This is a genomic window from Pseudomonas lalkuanensis (genome assembly GCF_008807375.1).
Taxonomy (GTDB): domain Bacteria; phylum Pseudomonadota; class Gammaproteobacteria; order Pseudomonadales; family Pseudomonadaceae; genus Metapseudomonas; species Metapseudomonas lalkuanensis.
The window spans coordinates 896,650-917,591 of the sequence record NZ_CP043311.1 but is presented as its reverse complement, the minus strand read 5'-3'; the positions used below and the strand labels follow the sequence as shown (position 1 = coordinate 917,591).

Sequence of the window (20,942 nt, the reverse complement as noted above, 5' to 3'; positions counted from 1 at the left end):
GCCGTCAGCTCGGCATCGAACTGGCGAATCCCGGACAATCAACGAGGCGTGTCGTCGTCCTTCCAGGGCGCCTGGAGGTAACGGGTGCGGTTGAAGGTTTCCAGCCAATCCGGGCAGAACACCACCAGCGCGGTCACCGCAGTGCCGTTGATGAAGGCTTCGGGGAACATCACCAGCCAGAGATAGCCGATGAAATCCTCCAGCCAGGGCGGCATCGGGAAGACCCCGTCGACCCAGAGCAATCCCAGCCCGATCAGCACGCAAAGCAATGCCGCCAGGGCCGCCGGAAAGAAGCCGCAGCAGAAGATGTACACGAACAGGTTGCGCGGCTGGTAATGCTCGACCCACTTGGCACATAACTCGGTGACCAGCACCGGCAGCAGCACCAGCAACGCGCCATTGATGCCCAGCGCCGCCAGGTCCTGCTTGCCCAGCGCCAGCAGGCCAAGTTGGGCCACCAGGCCGCTCAGCACCGCAAGAGGCCAGTCCAGCAGCAGGGTTACCGCGGTCAGGCCGATGAAGTGATAGGACACCCCCGACTCGAAATCCCGCCGCATCAGCCAGAGCAGAAAGAGCGCCAGTACAGTGCCGAACAGCAGGTGCTGGCGGCGGGAATCGCTGAACAGTTCGACCCAGGGCGCACGCCATACCGCCCAGGCGATCGCGGGCAGGTAGATCGCCCAGCCGAGCCCCAGGCTTTCTGTCGACAGGAGTTCAGCGGATATCACGGCGCCAGCGACTCCAGTGCGGCGCGCAGGGTCGCAGCCTCACTGAACTCCTTCTGCTCGGTGAGCGTGCCGTGGTCAAGCTTCAGCCAGAGCACGCTGGACTCGCTGCCCGGATAACGGCTGACGACGCGGGACTCGCGATCCAGCAGGACGCGATAGCTGTAGTCGCGCATGGCGGGCACCGCGAAAAGTGAAGAGACCATCGACGGCATGCGGCTGATGTCCGCCACGAAGACGGCACGACGCGCCTCGAGGTAGCCCTTGGGCTGCCCCTCCAGCGCGGCCTTCACCAGCTTGCCGCCATCCATGCTCCGCGCCACCAGCAGTACCTGCAGCCCGTCGTCCAGGCTGTAGGGCTGATCGTACTGATCCAACAGGGTCCAGGGCGCCAACCGTTCACCCACTTCCAGGGCATGGCTGAAGGTGGCCAGCAAACCCAGAATCAAGCCAACGCAAATCCGCATCGATTCAGTCTCCAGTAGTCGAGTAGACCCGAATGTCCTCACGCTCCGACCAGCCCCGCTGCATCTGCCAGAAGGCCAGCGCCTCGGGCGCATCTTCCAGGACGAATACATGGGACTTGCGAATGCCCAGAAAAGCCAGGCGTCGCAGTGCTTCCTGCAGCAAGGCCCGGGCCCACCCCCTGCCACGGTATGGCAGGTCGACCACCAGGTGCTGCAGGTAACCGCGGCGTCCGTCATGGCCCACCAGCAGGCTGCCGGCCACATGCCCATGCTCATCTTCGAGCAGCAAGCAGAGATCAGGATTGCGCTGAAGATAGGCGCAGAACGGCTCCAGCTCGTCCTCCACGCGCAACCGGATTCCCGGCGTGCGGCGCCAGAGCGCGAGCAGGGCGGCATGATCGGCGGCAGTGATGGGACGAATGCGCATGATGGGCTCCGGGCAGGTCCTGAAAGTTTACACCGCGCCCGTACCAGACAAGCTGCGCGCATTTGTCGCGACGGTGTCGCCGCTGGCGCTTCGGGCTACCCAGAGCACAGGCCGTGAGGCTAAGCTGCGGGACATGAACGAGTCCGACTATCTGCGCCTGCTGACACGGCAGGCCGAGCAAGCCAACGACTTTCTGTCGAATGCGCGCAAGTGGGAACGCGAGCGCTGGGTCTGCCAGCGACTGCTGCAGGCGCTGAACCTGCCCTATCGACTCGACGACTTCAGCACCGGGCAGGAACCCCCGGATGTGCAATTTCGCGAGGCCAACTTCGAAGTATTCTTCGTACTGGATGAAGGACGTCGCCTCAACGAGGAATGGCGCGCTGAACTGGAGCGTCGACGCAGCGCCTTTTCCCTTGCCCAACTGGTGCGCCGGGAAGGCCGCCCCAAGCGCATCGCCGCCGCCGAACTGCAGGCGCGTCTGGCACCGACCCTGCGCAAGAAGGCTCGCAACTATGGCGAGCGTGGACTCGACCTCGGTGATCTCGACCTGCTGGCCTTCGTCAACCTCAAGCGCGCCACGCCGGACTTCAACAGCCATTTTCCACCCCCCACGGAATACCTGCGCCAGGGCTGGCGTTCGCTATCGCTGGTGGGGCCGAATTTCGCCCGGGTGCTGTTCGCCCACGGGGACGCACCAGACTTCCTTCGCAGCAACCTTGGCCGGACCATTCTTTTCGATGTTGGAATCGGCCTGTAGACGGCAGCACGCAATTTTCCCCCGCCGCGCGTTGAGCCCCCGTGAATTCGCCAGCTAGAATGCCAATCACTCCAAAGTCGAGGCCTCCATGCCCAGCCGCCTGACGCCAGAAGACCAGCAAAAGGTCGACCAGTACCTGAACCTTCCTCAGCACCAGGTGGAACGCCAGCCGTTTCGCCCATGGCGCCTGCTGTGGATTGTGCTGGCCATCGTCGTCGCCCTGGGCATCCTCAGCCGCCTCCTGAGCCGACTGGTGCTATGAGCTGCCTCCTGCGCTCGCCCTCGGCGAAAAAGAATTCCTATAGCCTTGCGAGACTTTCCCATGTCCCATCGTATCGTGATCGTCGGCGGCGGCGCCGGCGGTCTGGAGCTCGCTACCCGTCTGGGTAGAACCCTCGGCAAGAAAGGCCTGGCCAAGATTGTCCTGGCCGACGCCAACCTCACCCATATCTGGAAGCCCCTGCTTCATGAAGTGGCCGCCGGTTCGCTCAACTCCACGGAGAACGAGCTGAACTACGTGGCCCAGGCCAAGTGGAACCATTTCGAGTTCCAGCTGGGCCGCATGAGCGGGCTCGACCGCAAGCGCAAGGTCATCCAGCTGGCCGCCACTCACGACGAGGACGGGCGCGAATTGGTGCCGGCGCGCGAACTGGCCTACGACAGCCTGGTTCTCGCCGTCGGCAGCACCACCAATGACTTCGGCACTGAGGGCGCGGCTCAGCACTGCATCTTCCTCGACACCCGAGAACAGGCCGAACGCTTCCACCGCAAGCTGCTCAGCCACTATCTGCGGGCCCACGCCCAACAGAACGCCGACGACCAGATCAGCGTCGCCATCGTCGGTGCCGGCGCCACCGGCGTCGAACTGGCCGCCGAACTGCACCACGCCGCCCACGAACTCGCAGCATACGGACTGGACCGCATCCAGCCGGAAAACATGCGTATCACCCTGATCGAGGCTGGTCCACGCGTGCTGCCCGCCCTGCCGGAGCGCATCAGTGCCCCGGTGCACAGCACCCTGGAAAAGCTTGGTGTCACCGTGATGACCGGTGCGGCTGTCAAGGAAGTGACCGCCGAGGGCCTGCTTACGGCGCAAGGCGAGAAAATCCCCGCCAGCCTCAAGGTCTGGGCTGCGGGCATTCGCGCGCCTGCGCTCCTGAAGGATCTGGACGGACTGGAAAGCAACCGCATCAACCAGCTCGTCGTGCGCCCCACCCTGCAAACCACCCGTGACGACGACATCTTTGCCTTCGGCGACTGCGCGGCCTGCCCGCTGGGCGACGGCACTGATCGCAATGTGCCTCCTCGCGCCCAAGCGGCGCACCAGCAAGCCTCGCTGCTGGTGAAGGCCTTCAAGCTGCGCCTGCAGGGCCAGCCGCTGCCGGACTATCAGTACAAGGACTACGGCTCGCTGATCTCGCTGTCGAGCTTCAGCGCCGTAGGCAACCTGATGGGCAACCTGATGGGCAGCGTGAAACTGGAAGGCTGGCTGGCGCGGATGTTCTACATCTCGCTCTACCGCATGCACCAGATGGCGCTGTACGGCGCCTTCCGCACCTTCCTGCTGATGCTCAGCGACCGCATCGGCCGCAGCACCGACCCGCGCCTGAAGTTGCACTGACAAGTGCCAGGCAAGGTCGACGTCCGAACGCCTGACGTCGCCTTGCCTGGCATTTGGCACGTCTGGCGGGTACGCATAAGGAATCGTGGAAAACAAAAAAGCGGTAAGGCTTTCGCCTTACCGCTTCTTCGGACCTCCCGAGAGGCCTTGTATGGTGGGTCGTGTAGGATTCGAACCTACGACCAATTGGTTAAAAGCCAACTGCTCTACCGACTGAGCTAACGACCCAAGCGTGAGGTGGTCGGGGTAGAGAGATTCGAACTCCCGACATCCTGCTCCCAAAGCAGGCGCGCTACCGGACTGCGCTATACCCCGTCTGGAAGTTGGCTCCGCGACCTGGACTCGAACCAGGGACCCAATGATTAACAGTCATTTGCTCTACCGACTGAGCTATCGCGGAACTTCGATCTTCCAACTCTTCTTCGCTTCGCTGTTTGCTTTAGCGCTTCAGAGGCGCGCCATTTTACGGATAGCGAACACGCTGTCAACCCCTAAAAAAACGAATTCCGACAATGATTTGCAGAAAGCCGCCCGAGTGCTATACCTGAGCCGTGGCGAGATCGTTGCAGGTCGTGGTCGCGGCCTGTCTCTCTACAGGACGGCTATGAGCAATCAGGATCGACCCCCACCCCCTCCAGGTCCCGTGACGACGCTGGCCAGCCGCGGTATACAACCGCGCTTCGGTGATTTGGTACAGAGCTGCCGCAAGCTGGTGATGAACCGGCTGGCGGAACATCTCACCAGTGTTTTCGGCCACGTAGACGACACTCTCTTCGAGTGTGCCGAGAAGGCCGAAAACAATCAGGTCCAGACCCTCTTCTTCGACAGCATGCGGGATATCCGCAAGCAGCGCCCACAAATAGAACGGGTATACCACCAGCGCATTGCCAAGAGCTTCGAAGATTTCCTCGGCGGCAAGCTCAAGCCAGACCCGAGCGCCGGGGAGTTGAACGCTGACAAGCTGGAGTTGATAGAAAACGACGAATACGAGGAAAGCCTGCTGGTCACCAACATGGTCAGCCGGGTCAAGGCACGCTGCTCGCAATCCCTGTTCGCCCTCGACCAGCGCCTGGCGGTGCTCAATGGCGGGCGCAAGCTGGGCGATGACGACAATCCCTTCGGGCCGCAGGCCATTGCCCTGGCCTTCCGCGAAGCGCTCGAGCCCTGCCCCTTCCCGCTGCGGATCAAGACCATCCTCTATATGCTCTTCGACCAGCACGTGATGCACGGGCTGGACAGCGTCTACGAAGCACTCAACCAGCGGCTGATCCAGGCCGGCGTGCTGCCCAACCTGAAGTTCGGCGTCCAGCGCTCAACCAGCGCGCCCACCCCGTCTCCATCCACTGCAGGCCAGAAGCCCTCAGCGGAGCACCCCACGCCCCCCTCCTCCGCCCCGCAAGCCACCGGGCCACTGGACCTTAGCGGCGCGCCGCCCAGTGATCCGGGACAGTTGTTCAGCGGCCTGGCCGCCCTGCTGGGTGAGCGCCGCCAGCACCACAGCGGCGCTCCGCTGCCCGGTGGTACGCCGAGCATTTCCAGTTTCGCCCCGCGCGGTGCGACGCGTACCTACAGTGCAGCCGAATTGCTGGGAGCCCTGAACCGCCTGCAACAGCAGTCCGCCCAGGACCTCGCCAGCAAATTGCGCCAGCCGCAGCGCGTCGAGGGGCTGAAGGCAGACCTGCAACAGCAACTGGAAAGCCACAGCCACCTGCCGGGCCAGCAGAAGCTGTCGGATTACGAAGCTGACGTGATCGACCTGGTGGGGATGCTCTTCGACTTCATCCTCGACGACGACAACCTCGCCGATGTCTACAAGACCGCCCTCTCCCACCTGCACACGCCTTACCTGAAGGTCGCGCTGCAGGACAAGGCGCTCTTCACCCAACACCATCACCCTGCCCGCCGCCTGCTCAACAGCATGGCCCAGGCGGGCGTGCTCTACGCCAGCGAGGGAGAGGAACGGGGCCTGCTGGCGAAGATGCACTGGGTCGTGGAGCGCGTCGTCCATGGCTTCAGCGGTGACCTGCTGTTGTTCGACAGCCTGCTGGATGAGTTCAACGAGTACATCGGCACACTGCGGCACAAGGTGGAACTGCGCGAGCAGCGCGCCGTGGAGGCCGCCAAAGGGCGCGACAAACTGTTGGGAGCCCGCCAGAAGGCCGTCGACACGGTGGGGCGCTTCCTGGCGGACCGCGAGCTGCCCGGCGTCATCCAGCATTTCCTCGAGCTCACATGGACTGATGTGCTGGTCTTCGTCCTGCTCCGCCATGGCGAGCGCAGCGTTGAATGGCAACGCTCGGTGGAAGTCGCCGAGCAACTGGCCTGGAGTGGCACTCCGCTGGATGCCAACGGCCGGGCCCGCCTGCAACAGCTGCGCATTCCCATGCTGGAAGACCTGCGCAAGGGCCTGGAACTGCTGGGTGGCTATCACGAGGACGGCGTCCGGCGCCTGCTTCAGGACCTGGTCGCCTGCCAGCACGCGGTCCAGTCGCAGCAACCCCAGGTGGCGGCGCGCATAGAAAGCCCGCTTCCGGAAAGTAAGCTCGGCGAGATGCTCGGAGAAGACGCCGAACTGGCCAGCACCCCGCGGCCGGTCAGCCTGTCCAGCCGCGCGCAGGCGCTGATCAAGGAGCTTGAGTCCGTCGAGTTCGGCACCTGGTTCGAGTTCATCGATGGCCCGGAAACCCGGGCTCTCAAGCTGTCCTGGTACAGCCCGACCACTCGCAATTACATGTTCGTCGACCACAGCGGCCAGCGCGTGGCAATCATGCCTATTACCCAGCTGGCCCTGGATATGGAGCAAGGACTGGCACGCCTGGTCCCGCCGGAACGCAATGCCCCGCTGGTGGATCGCGCCCTGAGCGCCATCTACCGGGTACTGCAACGCTTTACCGGCCGCACCGCCTGAGCCCGCAGCAGGAGTTCACCATGGAAGAACGTCGCCAGCACAGCCGCTTTGCCACAGAGCTGCAGCTGGAAGTATTCGACCTGCATTCAGGACAGCGCCTGGGACGTATCGTCGACCTGTCGATGGACGGTTTCATGCTGTTGAGCGAACTGCCGCTCGCCGCCGACTCGGTCTGGGAATGCCGGCTCGTGCCCTTGACCTGGGTGGAAGGGCTGGAAGAAATCCGCCTGGGCGCGGACTGCCTGTGGACTCGCATGGGCGAGGACCAGCGCAACTGCTGGGCGGGCTTTCACATCATCGACCTGGCCGAAGACCAGGCCACCGTGCTGGAAGACCTGCTGCAGTCCATTCGCACGCCCTAGCGCGAACGCCGAACAAGAAAAAGCCCCGCAATGCGGGGCTTTTTTTGGCGCTGCCGATCAGCTGAAGACGATCTCGTCGCCTTCAACCCTCGCAGCGATGGTTGCACCAGGAGCGAACTGGCCTGCCAGTATCTGCTGGGCAAGCGGGTTTTCGATCCAGCGCTGGATCGCCCTTTTCAGCGGGCGCGCACCGTAGACCGGGTCGTACCCAACCGCGATCAGCTTGTCCAGGGACTCGGGGCTCAGTTCCAGGCTCAGTTCACGCTCGGCCAAACGCTTGCGCAGACGCTGCAGCTGGATCTCCGCAATGCCGCCTATCTGGTCACGGCCCAGGGGCTCGAACACCACCACTTCGTCGATCCTGTTGATGAACTCGGGACGGAAATGCGCGCTTACCGCATCCATCACCGCCGCCCGCTGCGCCTCGCGGTCGCCCACCAGTTCCTGGATCTGCGTGGAGCCCAGGTTGGAGGTCATCACCACCACTGTGTTGCGGAAGTCCACGGTGCGGCCGTGGCTGTCGGTCAGACGGCCATCTTCCAGCACCTGGAGCAATACGTTGAATACGTCCGGATGGGCCTTTTCCACCTCGTCCATCAGCACCACGGAATAGGGTTTGCGACGCACGGCTTCGGTCAGGTAGCCGCCTTCCTCGTAACCGACGTAGCCCGGAGGCGCGCCGATCAGGCGAGCCACGGAATGCTTCTCCATGAATTCGGACATGTCGATGCGCACCAGCGCCTCCTCGGTATCGAAGAGGAACTCGGCCAGCGCCTTGCACAGTTCGGTCTTGCCCACGCCGGTCGGGCCCAGGAACAGGAAGGAACCGCTCGGGCGATTCGGATCGGCCAGGCCCGCGCGGGAGCGGCGCACCGCGTTGGCAACGGCGACAACCGCCTCGTGCTGGCCGATGACCCGCGTGTGCAGGCCGTCTTCCATGTGCAGCAGCTTCTCCCGCTCGCCTTCCATCATCTTGGCCACCGGGATGCCGGTCCACTTGGAGACGACTTCGGCGATCTCTTCGTCGGTCACCTTGTTGCGCAGCAACTGGTTCTCGGTCTTGCCGTGCTGGTCGACCATCTGCAGGCTTCGCTCGAGGTCCGGAATCACGCCGTACTGCAGCTCCGCCATGCGTTGCAGGTCACCTTTGCGGCGGGCGGCCTCCATGTCCTGGCGCGCCTGCTCGATCTTCTGCTGGATCTGCGCCGAGCCTTGTACCTCGGCCTTCTCGGACTTCCAGATCTCCTCCAGGTCGGCGTATTCGCGCTCCAGGCGGGCGATGTCCTCTTTCAGCTTCTCCAGACGCTTCAGGGCGGCGTCATCGTCTTCCTTCTTCAGGGCTTCCTGCTCGATCTTCAGCTGGATCAGGCGGCGCTCCAGACGGTCCAGGGCTTCAGGCTTGGAGTCGATCTCCATGCGGATGCGGCTGGCCGCTTCGTCGATGAGGTCGATGGCCTTGTCCGGCAACTGGCGATCGGTGATGTAGCGGTGCGACAGCTTGGCCGCGGCGATGATCGCGCCGTCGGTGATGGTCACGCCGTGGTGCACCTCGTAACGCTCCTTCAGACCGCGCAGGATGGCGATGGTGTCTTCCTCGCTCGGCTCGTCCACCAGCACCTTCTGGAAGCGGCGCTCCAGCGCAGCATCTTTCTCGATGTACTGGCGATACTCGTCCAGGGTGGTGGCGCCCACGCAGTGCAGTTCGCCACGGGCCAGGGCCGGCTTGAGCATGTTGCCCGCATCCATGGCGCCCTCGGCCTTGCCGGCGCCGACCATGGTATGCAGCTCGTCGATGAACAGAATGACCCGGCCTTCCTGCTTGGACAGTTCATTGAGCACGCCTTTCAGGCGCTCTTCGAACTCGCCACGGAACTTGGCCCCGGCGATCAGCGCCCCCATGTCCAGGGCCAGAAGGCGCTTGTCCTTCAGGCCGTCAGGCACTTCGCCGTTGACGATGCGCTGGGCCAGGCCTTCGGCGATGGCCGTCTTGCCGACGCCGGGCTCACCGATCAGCACGGGGTTGTTCTTGGTACGGCGCTGCAGGACCTGGATGGTGCGGCGGATCTCGTCGTCACGGCCAATCACCGGGTCCAGCTTGCCATCCTCGGCGCGCTTGGTCAGGTCGACGGTGAACTTGTCCAGCGCCTGCCGGGATTCTTCGATGTTGGGATCGTTCACGGCCTGGCCGCCACGCAGGTTGGCGATGGCATTCTCCAGCGCCTTGCGGGTCACGCCCTGGCCGAGCAGGAGCTTGCCGAGGCGGGTGTTCTCGTCCATCGAGGCGAGCAGCACCAGCTCACTGGAGATGAACTGGTCGCCCTTCTGCTGGGACAGGCGGTCGGCCTGGTTGAGCAGGCGCGCCAGGTCCTGGGACAGGTTCACGTCGCCGGTGGGATTCTGGATCTTCGGCAGATGATCGAGTTCTCGGGTCAGTCCCTGGCGCAGGGCCGCCACGTCGAAGCCCACCTGCATCAACAGGGGCTTGATCGATCCGCCCTGCTGGTCGAGCAGGGCCAGTACCAGGTGTACAGGTTCAATGGCCGGGTGGTCATGGCCAACTGCCAGGGACTGGGCATCGGAGAGCGCCAGTTGCAGCTTGCTGGTCAAACGGTCTATTCGCATGGGTTCGTCCTTCCTTCAGATAGCGGGCGGCGCGATGACGGCACCAGATACTAAAAGCCCGCCGGGATGAAGCTTAGATAGGGACGATTCTGTGCGATTCAACCTCACCGGATTTGATCAGGATCATGAAGCCGTCTGGACAGCCGGCTGCAGGAAGGAATTAATTTGCGATGCCGGAGAGGTGGAAATCTCAGCCTGCCAGCCAGACGAGGCTGGCGAAGCGGCCCGTGCGCGAGGCGCGGCGGTAGGAATAGAAGCGCGGATCGCTGACGGTGCAGAAACCACCGCCATACACGGCATGGATGCCACGTGCGGCGAGGCGAATGCGCGCCAGCTGGTAGATATCGGCCATGTATTTGCCTTCATTGACGCTGGGCCGGAAGGCCTGGCCCGCTTCGGGATGACTGGCAACGAAAGCTTCACGCACCTCGGGACCAACCTCGAAGGCCGCAGGACCGATGGCCGGGCCGAGCCAGACCAGCACCTCTTCCGCCGGCAAGGCAAGCGCATCCAGGGTCGCTTCCAGCACACCATTGGCCAGGCCACGCCAGCCGGCGTGGGCAGCCGCGACCTTGCTGCCAGCGCGGTCGCAGAACAGCGCCGGCAGGCAGTCGGCCGTCAGAACCGCGCTGGCGACGCCTGGCTCGGCCGTCCAGCTGGCATCCGCCTCGTCCACGCGACCGGGATCGGCCTGTACGACATGCACGCCATGCACCTGGCTCAGCCAGGCGGGCCGGCAGGCCAGGGTAGAGGTCAGCACCTGGCGATTTCTTTCGACGGCAAGTGGATCGTCGCCGACGTGGCTGCCAAGGTTCAGGCCCTCGAAAGGAGGCAGGCTGAAGCCACCGTCGCGGGTGGTGACACAGGCCTTTACCCGCGAAGGTGCAGGCCAATCGGGCTTCAGCCAGTTGGTCATTGCTCGAAGGACTCGCGATCCTGGCGCAGCAGGCTGAGCAGCCAGACGAAATCGTCAGGCAGCGGGGACTCCCACTTCATGCGCTCGCCGCTCACCGGGTGGTCCAGTTCGAGGAAGCGCGCATGCAGGGCCTGGCGCGGGAATTCCTTGAGGGTCTGGATCAGGGTCGGGCTCGCCGCCGGCGGAATGCGGAAACGACCACCGTAGACGGGGTCGCCCACCAGCGGGAAGTTCACATAGGCCATGTGCACGCGAATCTGGTGGGTACGGCCGGTTTCCAGCTTGACGCGAGTGTGGGTATGGGAGCGGAAACGCTCCAGCACCCGATAGTGACTGACGGCGGGCTTGCCGCCGGCAACCACGGCCATGCGCTGGCGCTGCTGGCCATGGCGACCGATGGGCGCATCCACCTTGCCACCGGAGGTGATCACGCCGACCACCACCGCCTCATAGACACGGCTCACGCTGCGCGCTTGCAACTGCGCCACCAGGCTGGTGTGGGCTTCGAGGGTCTTGGCCACCACCATCAGGCCGGTGGTGTCCTTGTCCAGGCGATGGACGATACCCGCTCGCGGCACATTCTCCAGACCCGGCACATGGTGCAGCAGGGCATTCAGCAGCGTGCCGTCGGCATGCCCCGCGGCCGGATGCACCACCAGGCCGGCGGGCTTGTCCAGCACCAGCAGGTGCTCGTCCTCGTAAACGATGTCGAGCTCGATGTCCTGGGCCACCCACTCGCCCTGGGACTCCTGCTCGGCGTTCAGCTCCAGTAGCGCGCCGCCATGCACGATGTCCCGCGGACGCAGCACGCTGCCGTCAACGGTCAGGAGCCCGTCCTTGATCCAGCCGGCGAGGCGGGAACGGGAGTGCTCGGAAAAAAGTTGCGCAGCGACCTGGTCGAGACGTTGCCCGCCCAATTCGGACGGTACCTCGGCGCTGAGTTGAATGACCTGCTTGGTAATGGAAGACATGCTCGGAAACGGAGGGGGCGCAGCCTTTGGTTTCGGTTGCGCGCTTGTGGTTAAATACCGCGTCTTTGTCCCGGGGGTTCCGGGGCGCCCATCATAACAGGACGGCTCCAGCCAAGACAGCCAGCCGTCACAGGGACGCAAGCCGCCATGCAAGTGAAACACCTGCTGCTGATCGCCACTCTCGCCCTCGCCGCCGCCTGTTCCTCCAATAAGGAAGTGGTGGACGAGAACCTGAGCGAAGCCGAGCTGTATCAGCAGGCCCAGGCCGATCTGGACAACAGCAGCTACACCCCCGCCATCGCCAAGCTCAAGGCCCTGGAATCCCGCTATCCCTTCGGCCGCTACGCCGAACAGGCCCAGCTCGAGCTGATCTACGCCTATTACAAGAACGTCGAGCCGGAAGCCGCCAAGTCCGCCGCCGAGCGCTTCATCCGCCTGCACCCGCAGCACCCGAACGTCGACTACGCGTACTACCTGAAGGGCCTGGCCTCCTTCGAGCAGGACCGTGGCCTGCTGGCGCGCTTCCTGCCGCTGGACATGACCAAGCGCGACCCGGGAGCCGCCCGCGACTCTTACAACGAGTTCGCCCAGCTCACCAGCCGCTACCCGAACAGCCGCTACGCCCCGGATGCCAAGCAGCGCATGATCTACCTGCGCAACCTGCTGGCCGCTTACGAAATCCACGTCGCCCACTACTATCTGACCCGCGAGGCCTATGTCGCCGCCGCCAACCGTGGTCGTTACGTAGTGGAAAACTTCCAGGAAACCCCCGCCGTCGGCGATGGCCTGGCCGTGATGGTCGAGGCTTACCAGCGCCTGGGCCTGAACGAGCTGGCCGCTTCCAGCCTGGAAACCCTGAAGCTGAACTACCCGGATCACCCGACCCTGGTCGACGGCCAGTTCGTCCCGCGCGAAGAAGAAGCCGACAACCGTTCCTGGCTGGCCAAGGCCACCCTGGGCCTGATCGAGAGCGATGCGCCGCTGCCCCCGGGCGAAACCCGTGCCGCCCAGGACGTGATCAAGCAGTACGAAGACGCCAAGGAGCAGATCCCGGAGGAGCTGCTGCCGGAGAACCAGGACGAAGTGCAGGAAGAACAGCACGAGTCCGAGGCCAACCAGAACGGCCGCTCCTGGTTCAGCTACATGACCTTCGGCCTGTTCGACTGAGCATCGCCGCGATAAAAGGAAGGGAGGCCAATGGCCTCCCTTCTTCGTTTCAGCCTCACGTCAATCTCCCAGCCGCCATCCCGAAGTAATCGGATAGCGCCGGTCCCGCCCGAAGCCCCGCTGCGTCACCCGGATGCCCACTGCAGCCTGGCGCCGTTTGTATTCGTTGCGATCCACCATGCCCAGTACCCGGTTCACGGTGTCCTCATCGAACCCCTCGGCAATGATGGCGTTGGCCGACAGGTCATGTTCGATGTAGAGCTTGAGAATCTCGTCCAGCACCGGATAGGGCGGTAGCGAGTCGTCATCCTGCTGCCCCGGCGCCAACTCCGCCGAGGGCGGCCGTTCGATCACCCGTGGCGGGATCACCGGGCCCAGGCTGTTGCGGTATTCAGCCAAACGGAAGACCAGCGACTTCGGCACATCCTTGAGCACATCGAACCCGCCGGCCATATCGCCATAGAGGGTCGCGTAGCCTACCGCCAGCTCGCTCTTGTTGCCGGTGGTCAACACCAGGCTGCCTTTCTTGTTGGAAATGGCCATCAGCAGCGTGCCGCGGCAGCGCGCCTGCAAATTCTCCTCGCTGGCATCGCGGGAATGGCCGTCGAACACCGGCGCCAAGACCTGCTGCAAAGCCTCGACCACAGGCGCAATGGGTAATACCCGATAACCGACGCCAAGCAGATGCGCCTCGGCCTCGGCATCTTCCAGGCTGATCTGCGCCGTGTAGTGATAGGGCATCATCACGGCGTCCACCCGCTCCGCCCCGAGCGCATCGACCGCCACCGCGAGGGTCAGGGCCGAATCGATACCGCCGGACAATCCCATCACCACACCCTTGAAACCGTTCTTCCGAACGTAGTCACGCACGCCCATCACCAGCGCCTGATAGACACTCGCCTCGAGCTCCGGAAGTTCGGCGCAATGGGTCCGGCGCGGCCGCCAGATCCCGTCCTGCAACTGCAGATCCACCGGGTAGAGGCCTTCGACAAAGGCCGGCGCGCGCTGGCAGATCACCCCCCCGGTATCCATGACGCAACTGCCGCCATCGAATACCAGCTCATCCTGGCCACCGACCTGGTTCACATAGATCACCGGCATTTCGCCCTCGGCCACCCGCTCGGCCAGCACCTCCTCGCGCTCCAGCTGCTTGTCCAGATGGAAGGGCGAGGCATTCAGGCTGAGCATCAGCTTCGCCCCGGCGGCGCGGGCCTGGGCCATGGGCTCGGGAAACCAGATGTCTTCACAGATCGACAGCGCCACCGCCACCCCCTTGATGTCGACGACACACGGCTGCTGTCCGGATTCGAAATAGCGCTTCTCGTCGAACACCCGGTAATTGGGCAAACGCTGCTTGTAGTAGCTGGCCAGCAGCTGGCCATCAGCAATCACCGCGCAGGCGTTGTAGCGCAGCTCATCTTCCAGCCAGGGATAACCGACCACGAGGTAGATGCCGCGCACCTCGTCGCGCAGCCGCTGCAGCCCCATCTCGATGCGCCGCTGCATGCTGGAGCGCAGCAACAGGTCCTCCGGCGGGTAGCCGCACAGGGACAGCTCGGGGAAGACGATGACATCCGCTTCCCAGGCCTCGCGGGCGGAATTCGCCGCCTCGATAATCCGCTCGACGTTGCCCTGGACGTCGCCGACACGGAAATTGAGCTGGGCCATCACGATTCGCAGGTTTTGGCGCATGGCCGCCTCCCGGGCGTTGTAAGGCATCGAATGCGCCTCAAGGCCACCATACTCCGGCGCGCCCGCAGCGAAAACCACGCAAGTTGCGCCAGCGTGCGGCTGATCTCTGTGCGCAGGCAACCGGCTTGGATAAACTGCCAGCTTTCCATCAAGAAGAGAGCACCTTCGGCATGTTTCGCCTGCTGTTCTGGATTGCCGTGATCTTCGCCGCCATCTGGCTGTGGCGCCGCTTCAAGACCCCCTCGACGCCCCGCCCCCAGCCACGCCAGCAGGACGCGACACAACCGATGGTGCGTTGCGCACAATGCGGTATTCACGTCCCCCGCAACCACGCCCTGTCCCGGGACGATCGCTGGTACTGCAGCCGGGCGCACCTGGAACAGGACCAGGGTTCCGGTGAACGCTGATACCCGCCCACTCCCGACCGGGCTCAGCGCCCAGGGGCGACGCATCTTCCGCCTCTACAGCCTCTACCGGCTGCTGATCGGCCTGGTGCTGGTACTCCTGATCTCCAGCGAAATGGACGACCGCCTGCTGGATCTCGCACGGCCCGACCTGTTCCGCAACGCCAGCTGGTTCTACCTGATCCTGAACGCCCTGATCGCCGCCCTGGTGCCCCGCCCAAGGAGCATGGTGCAGGTCTTCAGCCTGGCCGTGGTGGATGTATTGCTGCTCTCCTGCCTGTTCTTCGCGGCCGGCGGCACACCGAGCGGCATCGCCAACCTCATCGTGGTCTCGGTGGCCATCTCCAATATCCTCCTGCGTGGGCGTATCGGGCTCCTGGTGGCCGCAGTGGCGGCGATCGGGCTGATCTACCTGACCTTCTACCTCAGCATCAGCCAACCCGCGGCCGCCAGCCAGTTCGTCCAGGCCGGCGGTTTCGGCGCCTTGTGCTTTGCCGCAGCCCTGTTCATCCAGGGGCTGAGTCGACGCCTGCAGATCAGCGAGACGCTTGCGGAGCAACGCGCAGAGGATGTGGCCAACCTGGAGGCGCTGAACGCGCAGATCCTCGAACGCATGCGCACCGGCATCCTGGTGCTGGACCCTCGCAACCAGGTCCTGCTCGCCAACAATGGCGCCCTGGCCCTGCTGGGCAAGGACAACCTGTCGGGCCAAGCCCTGAGCAGCCAATGCCCCGAACTGCTGGAAAGCCTGCGGCAATGGCTCGCCAACCCGACCCTTCGCCCACAGAGTCTCCAGGCATTCGCCGACGGTCCGACGCTGCAACCGAGCTTCGTCCACCTCCAGCGGGGCGGTCAGCAGAATACCCTGGTCTTCCTCGAGGACATCTCGCAGATCGCCCAGCAGGCCCAGCAGCTCAAACTCGCCTCCCTTGGCCGCCTGACCGCAGGCATCGCCCATGAAATCCGCAACCCCCTGGGCGCCATCAGCCACGCAGCCCAGTTGCTGCAGGAGTCGGACGAACTCCAGAGCCCCGATCGGCGCCTGGCGCAGATCATCCAGGACCACTCGCGGCGCATGAACCTCGTGATCGAGAACGTGCTCCAGCTGTCCCGCCGTCGCCAGTCGGAACCCCAGCTGCTGGATCTCAAATACTGGCTGACCCGTTTCGCCAGTGAATTCCGCACGTCCGCGAGTCCCAACCAGACCCTGCACCTGAGCACACTCGGCAGCACGCTGCAGACCCGCATGGACCCGCACCAGCTCACCCAGGTGCTGACCAACCTGGTGCAGAACGGCCTGCGCTACAGCAGCAAGAAGAACACCGAGGGCCAGGTCTGGCTCAAGTTGTTCCGCGACCCCGAAAGCGACCTGCCGGTACTGGAAGTGGAAGACGACGGGGAAGGCGTCCCGCCTGAGCAGGTACACAATATCTTCGAGCCCTTCTTCACCACCGACAGCAAGGGCACGGGCCTCGGCCTGTACATCTCCCGCGAGCTCTGTGAAAGCAACCAGGCCCGCCTCGACTACAAACCGCGCGAGCACGGCGGCAGCTGCTTCCGCATCACCTTCGCCCATCCGCGCAAACTGAGCTGACCATGACCCGACAGAGAGCCCTGATCGTCGACGACGAGCCCGATATCCGCGAGTTGCTGGAAATCACCCTCGGCCGGATGAAGCTCGACACTCGCAGCGCCCGCAACCTCAAGGAGGCCCGCGAATGGCTGGGTCGCGAGCCCTTCGACCTGTGCCTGACCGACATGCGCCTGCCCGATGGCACCGGCCTGGAACTGGTGCAATACATCCAGCAGCGGCACCCGATGGTCCCGGTGGCGATGATCACCGCCTACGGCAGCCTCGACACCGCCGTGAACGCGCTCAAGGCGGGCGCCTTCGACTTCGTCACCAAGCCGGTGGATCTCGGCCGCCTGCGTGAGCTGGTCAACACTGCCCTGCGCCTCAGCTCTCCCGAGGAGGGCGAAGCGCCGGTGGACGGTCGCCTGCTGGGCAGCTCGCCGCCCATGAACGCCCTGCGCAAGCAGATCCAGAAACTCGCCCGCAGCCAGGCGCCGGTGTACATCAGCGGCGAATCGGGCAGCGGCAAGGAGCTGGTGGCGCGGCTGATCCACGAGCAGGGTCCCCGCGCAGAGCGCCCCTTCGTGCCAGTCAACTGCGGCGCCATTCCTTCCGAGCTGATGGAAAGCGAATTCTTCGGCCACAAGAAGGGCAGCTTCACCGGCGCGGTGGAAGACAAGCAGGGCCTGTTCCAGGCCGCCAACGGCGGCACCCTGTTCCTGGACGAAGTCGCCGACCTGCCGCTGGCCATGCAGGTCAAGCTGCTGCGCGCCATTCAGGAGAAAGCCATTCGCGCCGTGGGCGGACAGCAGGAAGTCGTGGTCGATGTGCGCATCCTCAGCGCCACCCACAAGGACCTGGCCGCCGAAGTGGCCGCCGGCCGTTTCCGCCAGGACCTCTACTACCGCCTCAACGTCATCGAACTCAGCGTGCCGCCGTTGCGCGAACGCCGCGAAGACATTCCGCTCCTGGCCGATTCCATGCTCAAGCGCCTGGCCCAGCAGAGTGGACTGCCAGCCGCCAGCCTCGCCCCGGAAGCCCTCGACAAACTCAAGTGCTACCGTTTTCCCGGCAACGTGCGCGAGCTGGAGAACATGCTCGAGCGCGCCTACACACTCTGCGAGGATGACCAGATCCAGGCCCGCGACCTGCGCCTTGCCGAAGCCAGCGGCGCCGCCGAGGCAGGAGAGGCCAGCCTGGCGCAGATCGACAATCTGGAAGACTACCTGGAGGACATCGAGCGCAAGCTGATCATGCAGGCGCTCGAAGAAACCCGCTGGAACCGCACCGCCGCAGCCCAGCGCCTGGGCCTGACCTTCCGCTCGATGCGTTATCGGCTGAAGAAGCTGGGCATCGATTGATGCCCAGCCCGCCAGGGCCTCAGCCCAGACGCCCAACCGGCGCGTAGGGCGCCGGATCGATGATGGGCTTGCGGTCCAGCATCAGGTCCGTCAACAGCCGGCACGACGCGGGCGCCAGCACCAGCCCGTTGCGGTAGTGACCGCAGTTCAGCCACAGGCCGTCCGCGCCCGGCACGGGACCGATGAACGGGATGCCCTCCGGCGAGCCGGGGCGCAAGCCCGCCCAGTGACCGACCAGCTCGGCGTCCTCGAGTTGCGGCAGCAACTCGAAAGCCGACGCCTTGAGACTTTCCAGCGCATCGCCTGTGGGCGTCTTGTCGAAGCCGGCATGCTCCAGCGTGCTACCCACCAGGATGTGCCCGTCCCGACGCGGAATCGCGTAACGCCCCTTGGCCAGTACCATGGCCGGCAGGAAGTCCGCCGCGCACTTGAAGAGAATCATCTGCCCTTTCACCGGCTCCACCGGCAGAACCATCCCCAGATGCCGCAGCAGCTCACCGCTCCAGGCACCGGCCGCCAGTACCACGCGATCCACCAGCACCTCGCCTTCAGGCGTACTCACGCCGACCACGCGCCCGTCCCGCCGGACGAAACCGCGCACCTCGCAGTTCTCCCTCAGCGATACATTCGGCATCCGCAACAAGGCTTCGCGCAGGGCACGGGTCAGGCGAGGATTCCGCACGTTGGCCACACCCGCCATGTAGATGGCACGCTGGAACCCAAGCCCCAGCGGAGGCACAGCGGTATGCACCTTATCCAATTCGACTGACGACAGCGGCCGCCCTTCACGGGCCGCCCAGGCCAGGGCTTCAGCCTCGTCATCAAGATCCAGCCAGTAGAGGCCGGTCTCGTGGACTTCGGGATCTATCCCGGTTTCAGCGAGCAAGCGCTGACCGAGTTGTGGGTAAAAGTCCTGGGACCAATGTGCCAACGCCGTTACCGCACTGCTGTATCGCCATGGATACAGCGGAGAAACGATACCGCCCCCCGCCCAGGAAGACTCGCGCCCCGTATCGCCGCGCTCCAGCAGGCAGACCTGCTGCCCATTGCGCGCCAACTCCAGGGCGCTCAGAAGACCTATGGCACCGCCGCCGACCACACAAACACTTCCCAACTTTCCTGCCCCTGTTCAGCTCGTTCCACGTTCGTTTCGGAATACCTGACCAACCCACCCCATCCCCACCTCCGTAGCCTTCTCCATTTCACCGAAATGCCAAGGAGATGGCCCCATGAAGCGAAATCGGCAAGCCGCAGTCACACTTCTGGAATTACTGATCGTCATCACTATCGTCTGCGCAATCGCGATGCTGATGCCTTCCTTCCTCGAGTTCTCAGCCAAGGCCAGGATCAGGCAATTCGAGCAGCAACTCTTTCTGCTGGTTCAGCAAGCTCGCCTGCATGCCGCCACCCGTCGAGTCAGAGTAACGGTGTGCCCTCTCGATGATAACCAGAGGTGTCATCGGAATTGGAACGCTCCGATCAGTGCATTCGAAGATCCAGCCGGAAAGAGACGCCTGGATCACGACGACAAGCTGATCGCCACCGCTCCCGCGCTACCGCTGATAGACGTCGACTGGAAGGGGATGGGAGGCAATCGCGCAATCCACTTCAATCTCCATGGCCACACCGCAGTTACCAACGGGCGCGTGCGCCTCTGCCGGCAGGGCAAGGTGATTCGTGAATTAGTGCTCAATCGACAAGGGCGGTTGAGGCGCAGCGTGACTGAAGACTCGCAATGCTGACCGCTCACCCTTACGATCCTTCCGACTATCCAGAGAGCATTGAGACGATAATTAGCCTGCTTATGCTCACCCCTAGGCTTATCAGCATGGATCAGCAAATGCCTGAATCTCGCGGCTTTACGCTTATCGAACTCATGATAGCGATCGCGCTCCTCGCAATCATCACTTCCCTCGCAGTTCCCTCGATGGGCACCTTTCTCCTGAATCAACGAGTGGCCGGTCAGGCCACTGCACTGTCGACGGCTCTTCAATTCGCCCGTTCCGAAGCTACAGCCAAGAACCGGCGCATCCGAGTCGTTCCGGTTACCAACAGTACCAACGGCTGGAACCAGGGCTGGTGCGTGGTTCTCGGTGAGCTGAGCAACTGCAATGGTGACGTGCTGCGCAGATATGACGCCGTGCCCGCAGGTGTGGAAATCGACAGCGACTATGTCCAGACAGGCAACGTGCTCACTTTCCGGCGCGACGGCACTCGCGATCCGGCAGTGTCTGGAGGAATAAAGGTCAGCGCGGACAACCTTTCCGCAACGGGCAAGCGTGCGCGTTGCCTGACCCTGGATGCGATCGGTCGTGTATCGATAGCAGCAATCAATCCTGCCGACGACTGCTAAGGACCTTCAATGAGCTCCTCATTCCAAAATTCGGGATTTCGGCAATCAGGCATCACCATGATCGAAGTCCTGGTAACCCTTCTGGTCTTCACCATCGGCTTGCTCGGTCTGGCCGGACTCCAGCTCAAGGCCCTTCAAGGCACCAACGATGGTGTTCAACGCGCCCACGCGACCTGGCTGCTGCAGGATTTCGCGGATCGCATCTATGCCAATGGCAACGCGACGATCGCCGACTACAGTGGTGCAGCCCCGAACTGCAGTGCGCTGCCAAACCCTGCCTGCGCCGATTTCTATAACGCCGCGACGGGTGCGAAGGTCAATGGAAGCAGCTGCACCGCGGCGCAGATGGCCAGTTTCGATCGCTGGGAAGCGGTTTGCCGCTATCGGGACACTGCGACCTATCAGGCCAACAACACCGCCAAACTCATCCGCAGTAACAGCCGCGACTTCATCAATATTCAGGCCCTCAACATCGCCGCGCGCGACTCCAACGGAGACACGGTGAATGACTCACTCGACCTGACGCTCTCCTGGAGAGGCAAAGGTGGACAGAACGCCGCCAATAGCGATGGCGACAATCAGTCGGCCCAGATGACGATCAGGAAGTGAGTGC

20 protein-coding genes and 3 tRNA genes are annotated in these 20,942 nt (G+C 63.8%); 12 read left to right on the top strand and 11 right to left on the bottom strand.

Features of this window, described 5'->3' with window-relative positions; translation table 11 throughout:
• Positions 1-38 precede the first annotated feature (38 nt).
• From FXN65_RS04415 to FXN65_RS04405, 3 genes are read right to left on the bottom strand one after another with little or no spacing between them, the layout of a single operon-like run.
• Positions 39-728: an energy-coupling factor ABC transporter permease gene (locus FXN65_RS04415; RefSeq protein WP_151131888.1), complete on the bottom strand. Its 690-nt coding sequence runs from the start codon at positions 726-728 to the stop codon at positions 39-41.
• Positions 725-1,192: an FAD/FMN-containing dehydrogenase gene (locus FXN65_RS04410; RefSeq protein WP_151131887.1), complete on the bottom strand. Its 468-nt coding sequence runs from the start codon at positions 1,190-1,192 to the stop codon at positions 725-727. The genes FXN65_RS04415 and FXN65_RS04410 overlap by 4 nt, the downstream gene beginning before the upstream one ends.
• 4 nt (positions 1,193-1,196) lie before the next feature.
• Positions 1,197-1,619, bottom strand: coding sequence for a GNAT family N-acetyltransferase (locus tag FXN65_RS04405; protein ID WP_151131886.1), 423 nt, complete (start codon positions 1,617-1,619; stop codon positions 1,197-1,199).
• Between the two features lie 133 nt (positions 1,620-1,752).
• Here FXN65_RS04405 and FXN65_RS04400 point away from each other — a divergent pair, with 133 nt between their 5' ends.
• From FXN65_RS04400 to FXN65_RS04390, 3 genes are all read left to right on the top strand, one after another.
• The gene (locus FXN65_RS04400) at positions 1,753-2,379 is read left to right on the top strand and encodes a DUF1780 domain-containing protein (RefSeq protein ID WP_151131885.1); all 627 of its coding nucleotides are present in this window, start codon (positions 1,753-1,755) and stop codon (positions 2,377-2,379) included.
• Between the two features lie 88 nt (positions 2,380-2,467).
• Complete coding sequence (locus FXN65_RS04395; RefSeq protein WP_151131884.1) at positions 2,468-2,641, top strand: DUF3094 family protein; 174 nt, start codon at positions 2,468-2,470, stop codon at positions 2,639-2,641.
• 60 nt (positions 2,642-2,701) lie between these two features.
• Positions 2,702-4,000 (top strand): NAD(P)/FAD-dependent oxidoreductase, encoded by a 1,299-nt coding sequence (locus tag FXN65_RS04390; RefSeq protein WP_151131883.1) that lies wholly within the window; start codon positions 2,702-2,704, stop codon positions 3,998-4,000.
• Positions 4,001-4,152: 152 nt separating this feature from the next.
• On the opposite strand, the gene FXN65_RS04385 is transcribed toward FXN65_RS04390, so the two are convergent.
• The 3 genes from FXN65_RS04385 to FXN65_RS04375 form a co-directional block, all read right to left on the bottom strand.
• Positions 4,153-4,228, bottom strand: a tRNA-Lys gene (locus tag FXN65_RS04385).
• A 10-nt stretch (positions 4,229-4,238) separates the two neighbouring features.
• Positions 4,239-4,315, bottom strand: a tRNA-Pro gene (locus tag FXN65_RS04380).
• 9 nt (positions 4,316-4,324) lie between these two features.
• Positions 4,325-4,400 (bottom strand) — tRNA-Asn (locus FXN65_RS04375).
• Positions 4,401-4,715: 315 nt separating this feature from the next.
• On the opposite strand from FXN65_RS04375, the gene FXN65_RS04370 reads away from it, so the two are divergent.
• Positions 4,716-6,908, top strand: coding sequence for a DUF1631 domain-containing protein (locus FXN65_RS04370; protein WP_244620709.1), 2,193 nt, complete (start codon positions 4,716-4,718; stop codon positions 6,906-6,908).
• Positions 6,909-6,928: 20 nt separating this feature from the next.
• Positions 6,929-7,270 carry a PilZ domain-containing protein gene (locus FXN65_RS04365; protein ID WP_151131882.1) on the top strand — a complete coding sequence of 114 codons (342 nt, stop codon included), beginning with the start codon at positions 6,929-6,931 and terminating at the stop codon, positions 7,268-7,270.
• Positions 7,271-7,327: 57 nt separating this feature from the next.
• On the opposite strand, the gene clpB is transcribed toward FXN65_RS04365, so the two are convergent.
• The 3 genes from clpB to rluD all read right to left on the bottom strand — a co-directional run bounded on the left by clpB (position 7,328) and on the right by rluD (position 11,779).
• The gene (gene clpB, locus FXN65_RS04360) at positions 7,328-9,892 is read right to left on the bottom strand and encodes an ATP-dependent chaperone ClpB (RefSeq protein ID WP_151131880.1); all 2,565 of its coding nucleotides are present in this window, start codon (positions 9,890-9,892) and stop codon (positions 7,328-7,330) included.
• 190 nt (positions 9,893-10,082) lie between these two features.
• On the bottom strand, positions 10,083-10,808 hold the full coding sequence (gene pgeF, locus FXN65_RS04355) for a peptidoglycan editing factor PgeF (protein WP_151131878.1): 726 nt from the start codon (positions 10,806-10,808) through the stop codon (positions 10,083-10,085).
• A complete protein-coding gene (gene rluD, locus FXN65_RS04350) occupies positions 10,805-11,779 on the bottom strand; it encodes a 23S rRNA pseudouridine(1911/1915/1917) synthase RluD (protein WP_151131876.1) in 975 nt (324 codons plus the stop codon). Before rluD ends, pgeF begins: the two co-directional genes overlap by 4 nt.
• A gap of 147 nt (positions 11,780-11,926) precedes the next feature.
• On the opposite strand from rluD, the gene FXN65_RS04345 reads away from it, so the two are divergent.
• The gene (locus FXN65_RS04345; protein WP_151131874.1) at positions 11,927-12,946 is read left to right on the top strand and encodes an outer membrane protein assembly factor BamD; all 1,020 of its coding nucleotides are present in this window, start codon (positions 11,927-11,929) and stop codon (positions 12,944-12,946) included.
• A gap of 60 nt (positions 12,947-13,006) precedes the next feature.
• Here FXN65_RS04345 and FXN65_RS04340 read toward each other — a convergent pair whose 3' ends face one another.
• Complete coding sequence (locus FXN65_RS04340; RefSeq protein ID WP_178119267.1) at positions 13,007-14,638, bottom strand: NAD+ synthase; 1,632 nt, start codon at positions 14,636-14,638, stop codon at positions 13,007-13,009.
• A 170-nt stretch (positions 14,639-14,808) separates the two neighbouring features.
• On the opposite strand from FXN65_RS04340, the gene FXN65_RS04335 reads away from it, so the two are divergent.
• From FXN65_RS04335 to FXN65_RS04325, 3 genes are read left to right on the top strand one after another with little or no spacing between them, the layout of a single operon-like run.
• Complete coding sequence (locus FXN65_RS04335; RefSeq protein WP_151131870.1) at positions 14,809-15,045, top strand: PP0621 family protein; 237 nt, start codon at positions 14,809-14,811, stop codon at positions 15,043-15,045.
• Positions 15,035-16,636: a sensor histidine kinase gene (locus FXN65_RS04330; RefSeq protein ID WP_151131868.1), complete on the top strand. Its 1,602-nt coding sequence runs from the start codon at positions 15,035-15,037 to the stop codon at positions 16,634-16,636. Before FXN65_RS04335 ends, FXN65_RS04330 begins: the two co-directional genes overlap by 11 nt.
• Before the next feature lie 2 nt (positions 16,637-16,638).
• A complete protein-coding gene (locus FXN65_RS04325) occupies positions 16,639-17,976 on the top strand; it encodes a sigma-54-dependent transcriptional regulator (RefSeq protein WP_151131867.1) in 1,338 nt (445 codons plus the stop codon).
• A 19-nt stretch (positions 17,977-17,995) separates the two neighbouring features.
• Here FXN65_RS04325 and thiO read toward each other — a convergent pair whose 3' ends face one another.
• Positions 17,996-19,090 (bottom strand): glycine oxidase ThiO, encoded by a 1,095-nt coding sequence (gene thiO / locus FXN65_RS04320; protein WP_151131865.1) that lies wholly within the window; start codon positions 19,088-19,090, stop codon positions 17,996-17,998.
• Between the two features lie 115 nt (positions 19,091-19,205).
• On the opposite strand from thiO, the gene FXN65_RS04315 reads away from it, so the two are divergent.
• Genes FXN65_RS04315 through pilV form a run of 3 tightly spaced genes read left to right on the top strand, consistent with a single transcriptional unit; the run spans position 19,206 to position 20,938 of the window.
• The gene (locus tag FXN65_RS04315; RefSeq protein ID WP_151131864.1) at positions 19,206-19,718 is read left to right on the top strand and encodes a GspH/FimT family pseudopilin; all 513 of its coding nucleotides are present in this window, start codon (positions 19,206-19,208) and stop codon (positions 19,716-19,718) included.
• Complete coding sequence (locus FXN65_RS04310) at positions 19,712-20,329, top strand: GspH/FimT family pseudopilin (RefSeq protein WP_151131862.1); 618 nt, start codon at positions 19,712-19,714, stop codon at positions 20,327-20,329. The genes FXN65_RS04315 and FXN65_RS04310 overlap by 7 nt, the downstream gene beginning before the upstream one ends.
• Before the next feature lie 57 nt (positions 20,330-20,386).
• Positions 20,387-20,938, top strand: coding sequence for a type IV pilus modification protein PilV (gene pilV, locus FXN65_RS04305; RefSeq protein ID WP_178119266.1), 552 nt, complete (start codon positions 20,387-20,389; stop codon positions 20,936-20,938).
• Positions 20,939-20,942: the final 4 nt, after the last annotated feature.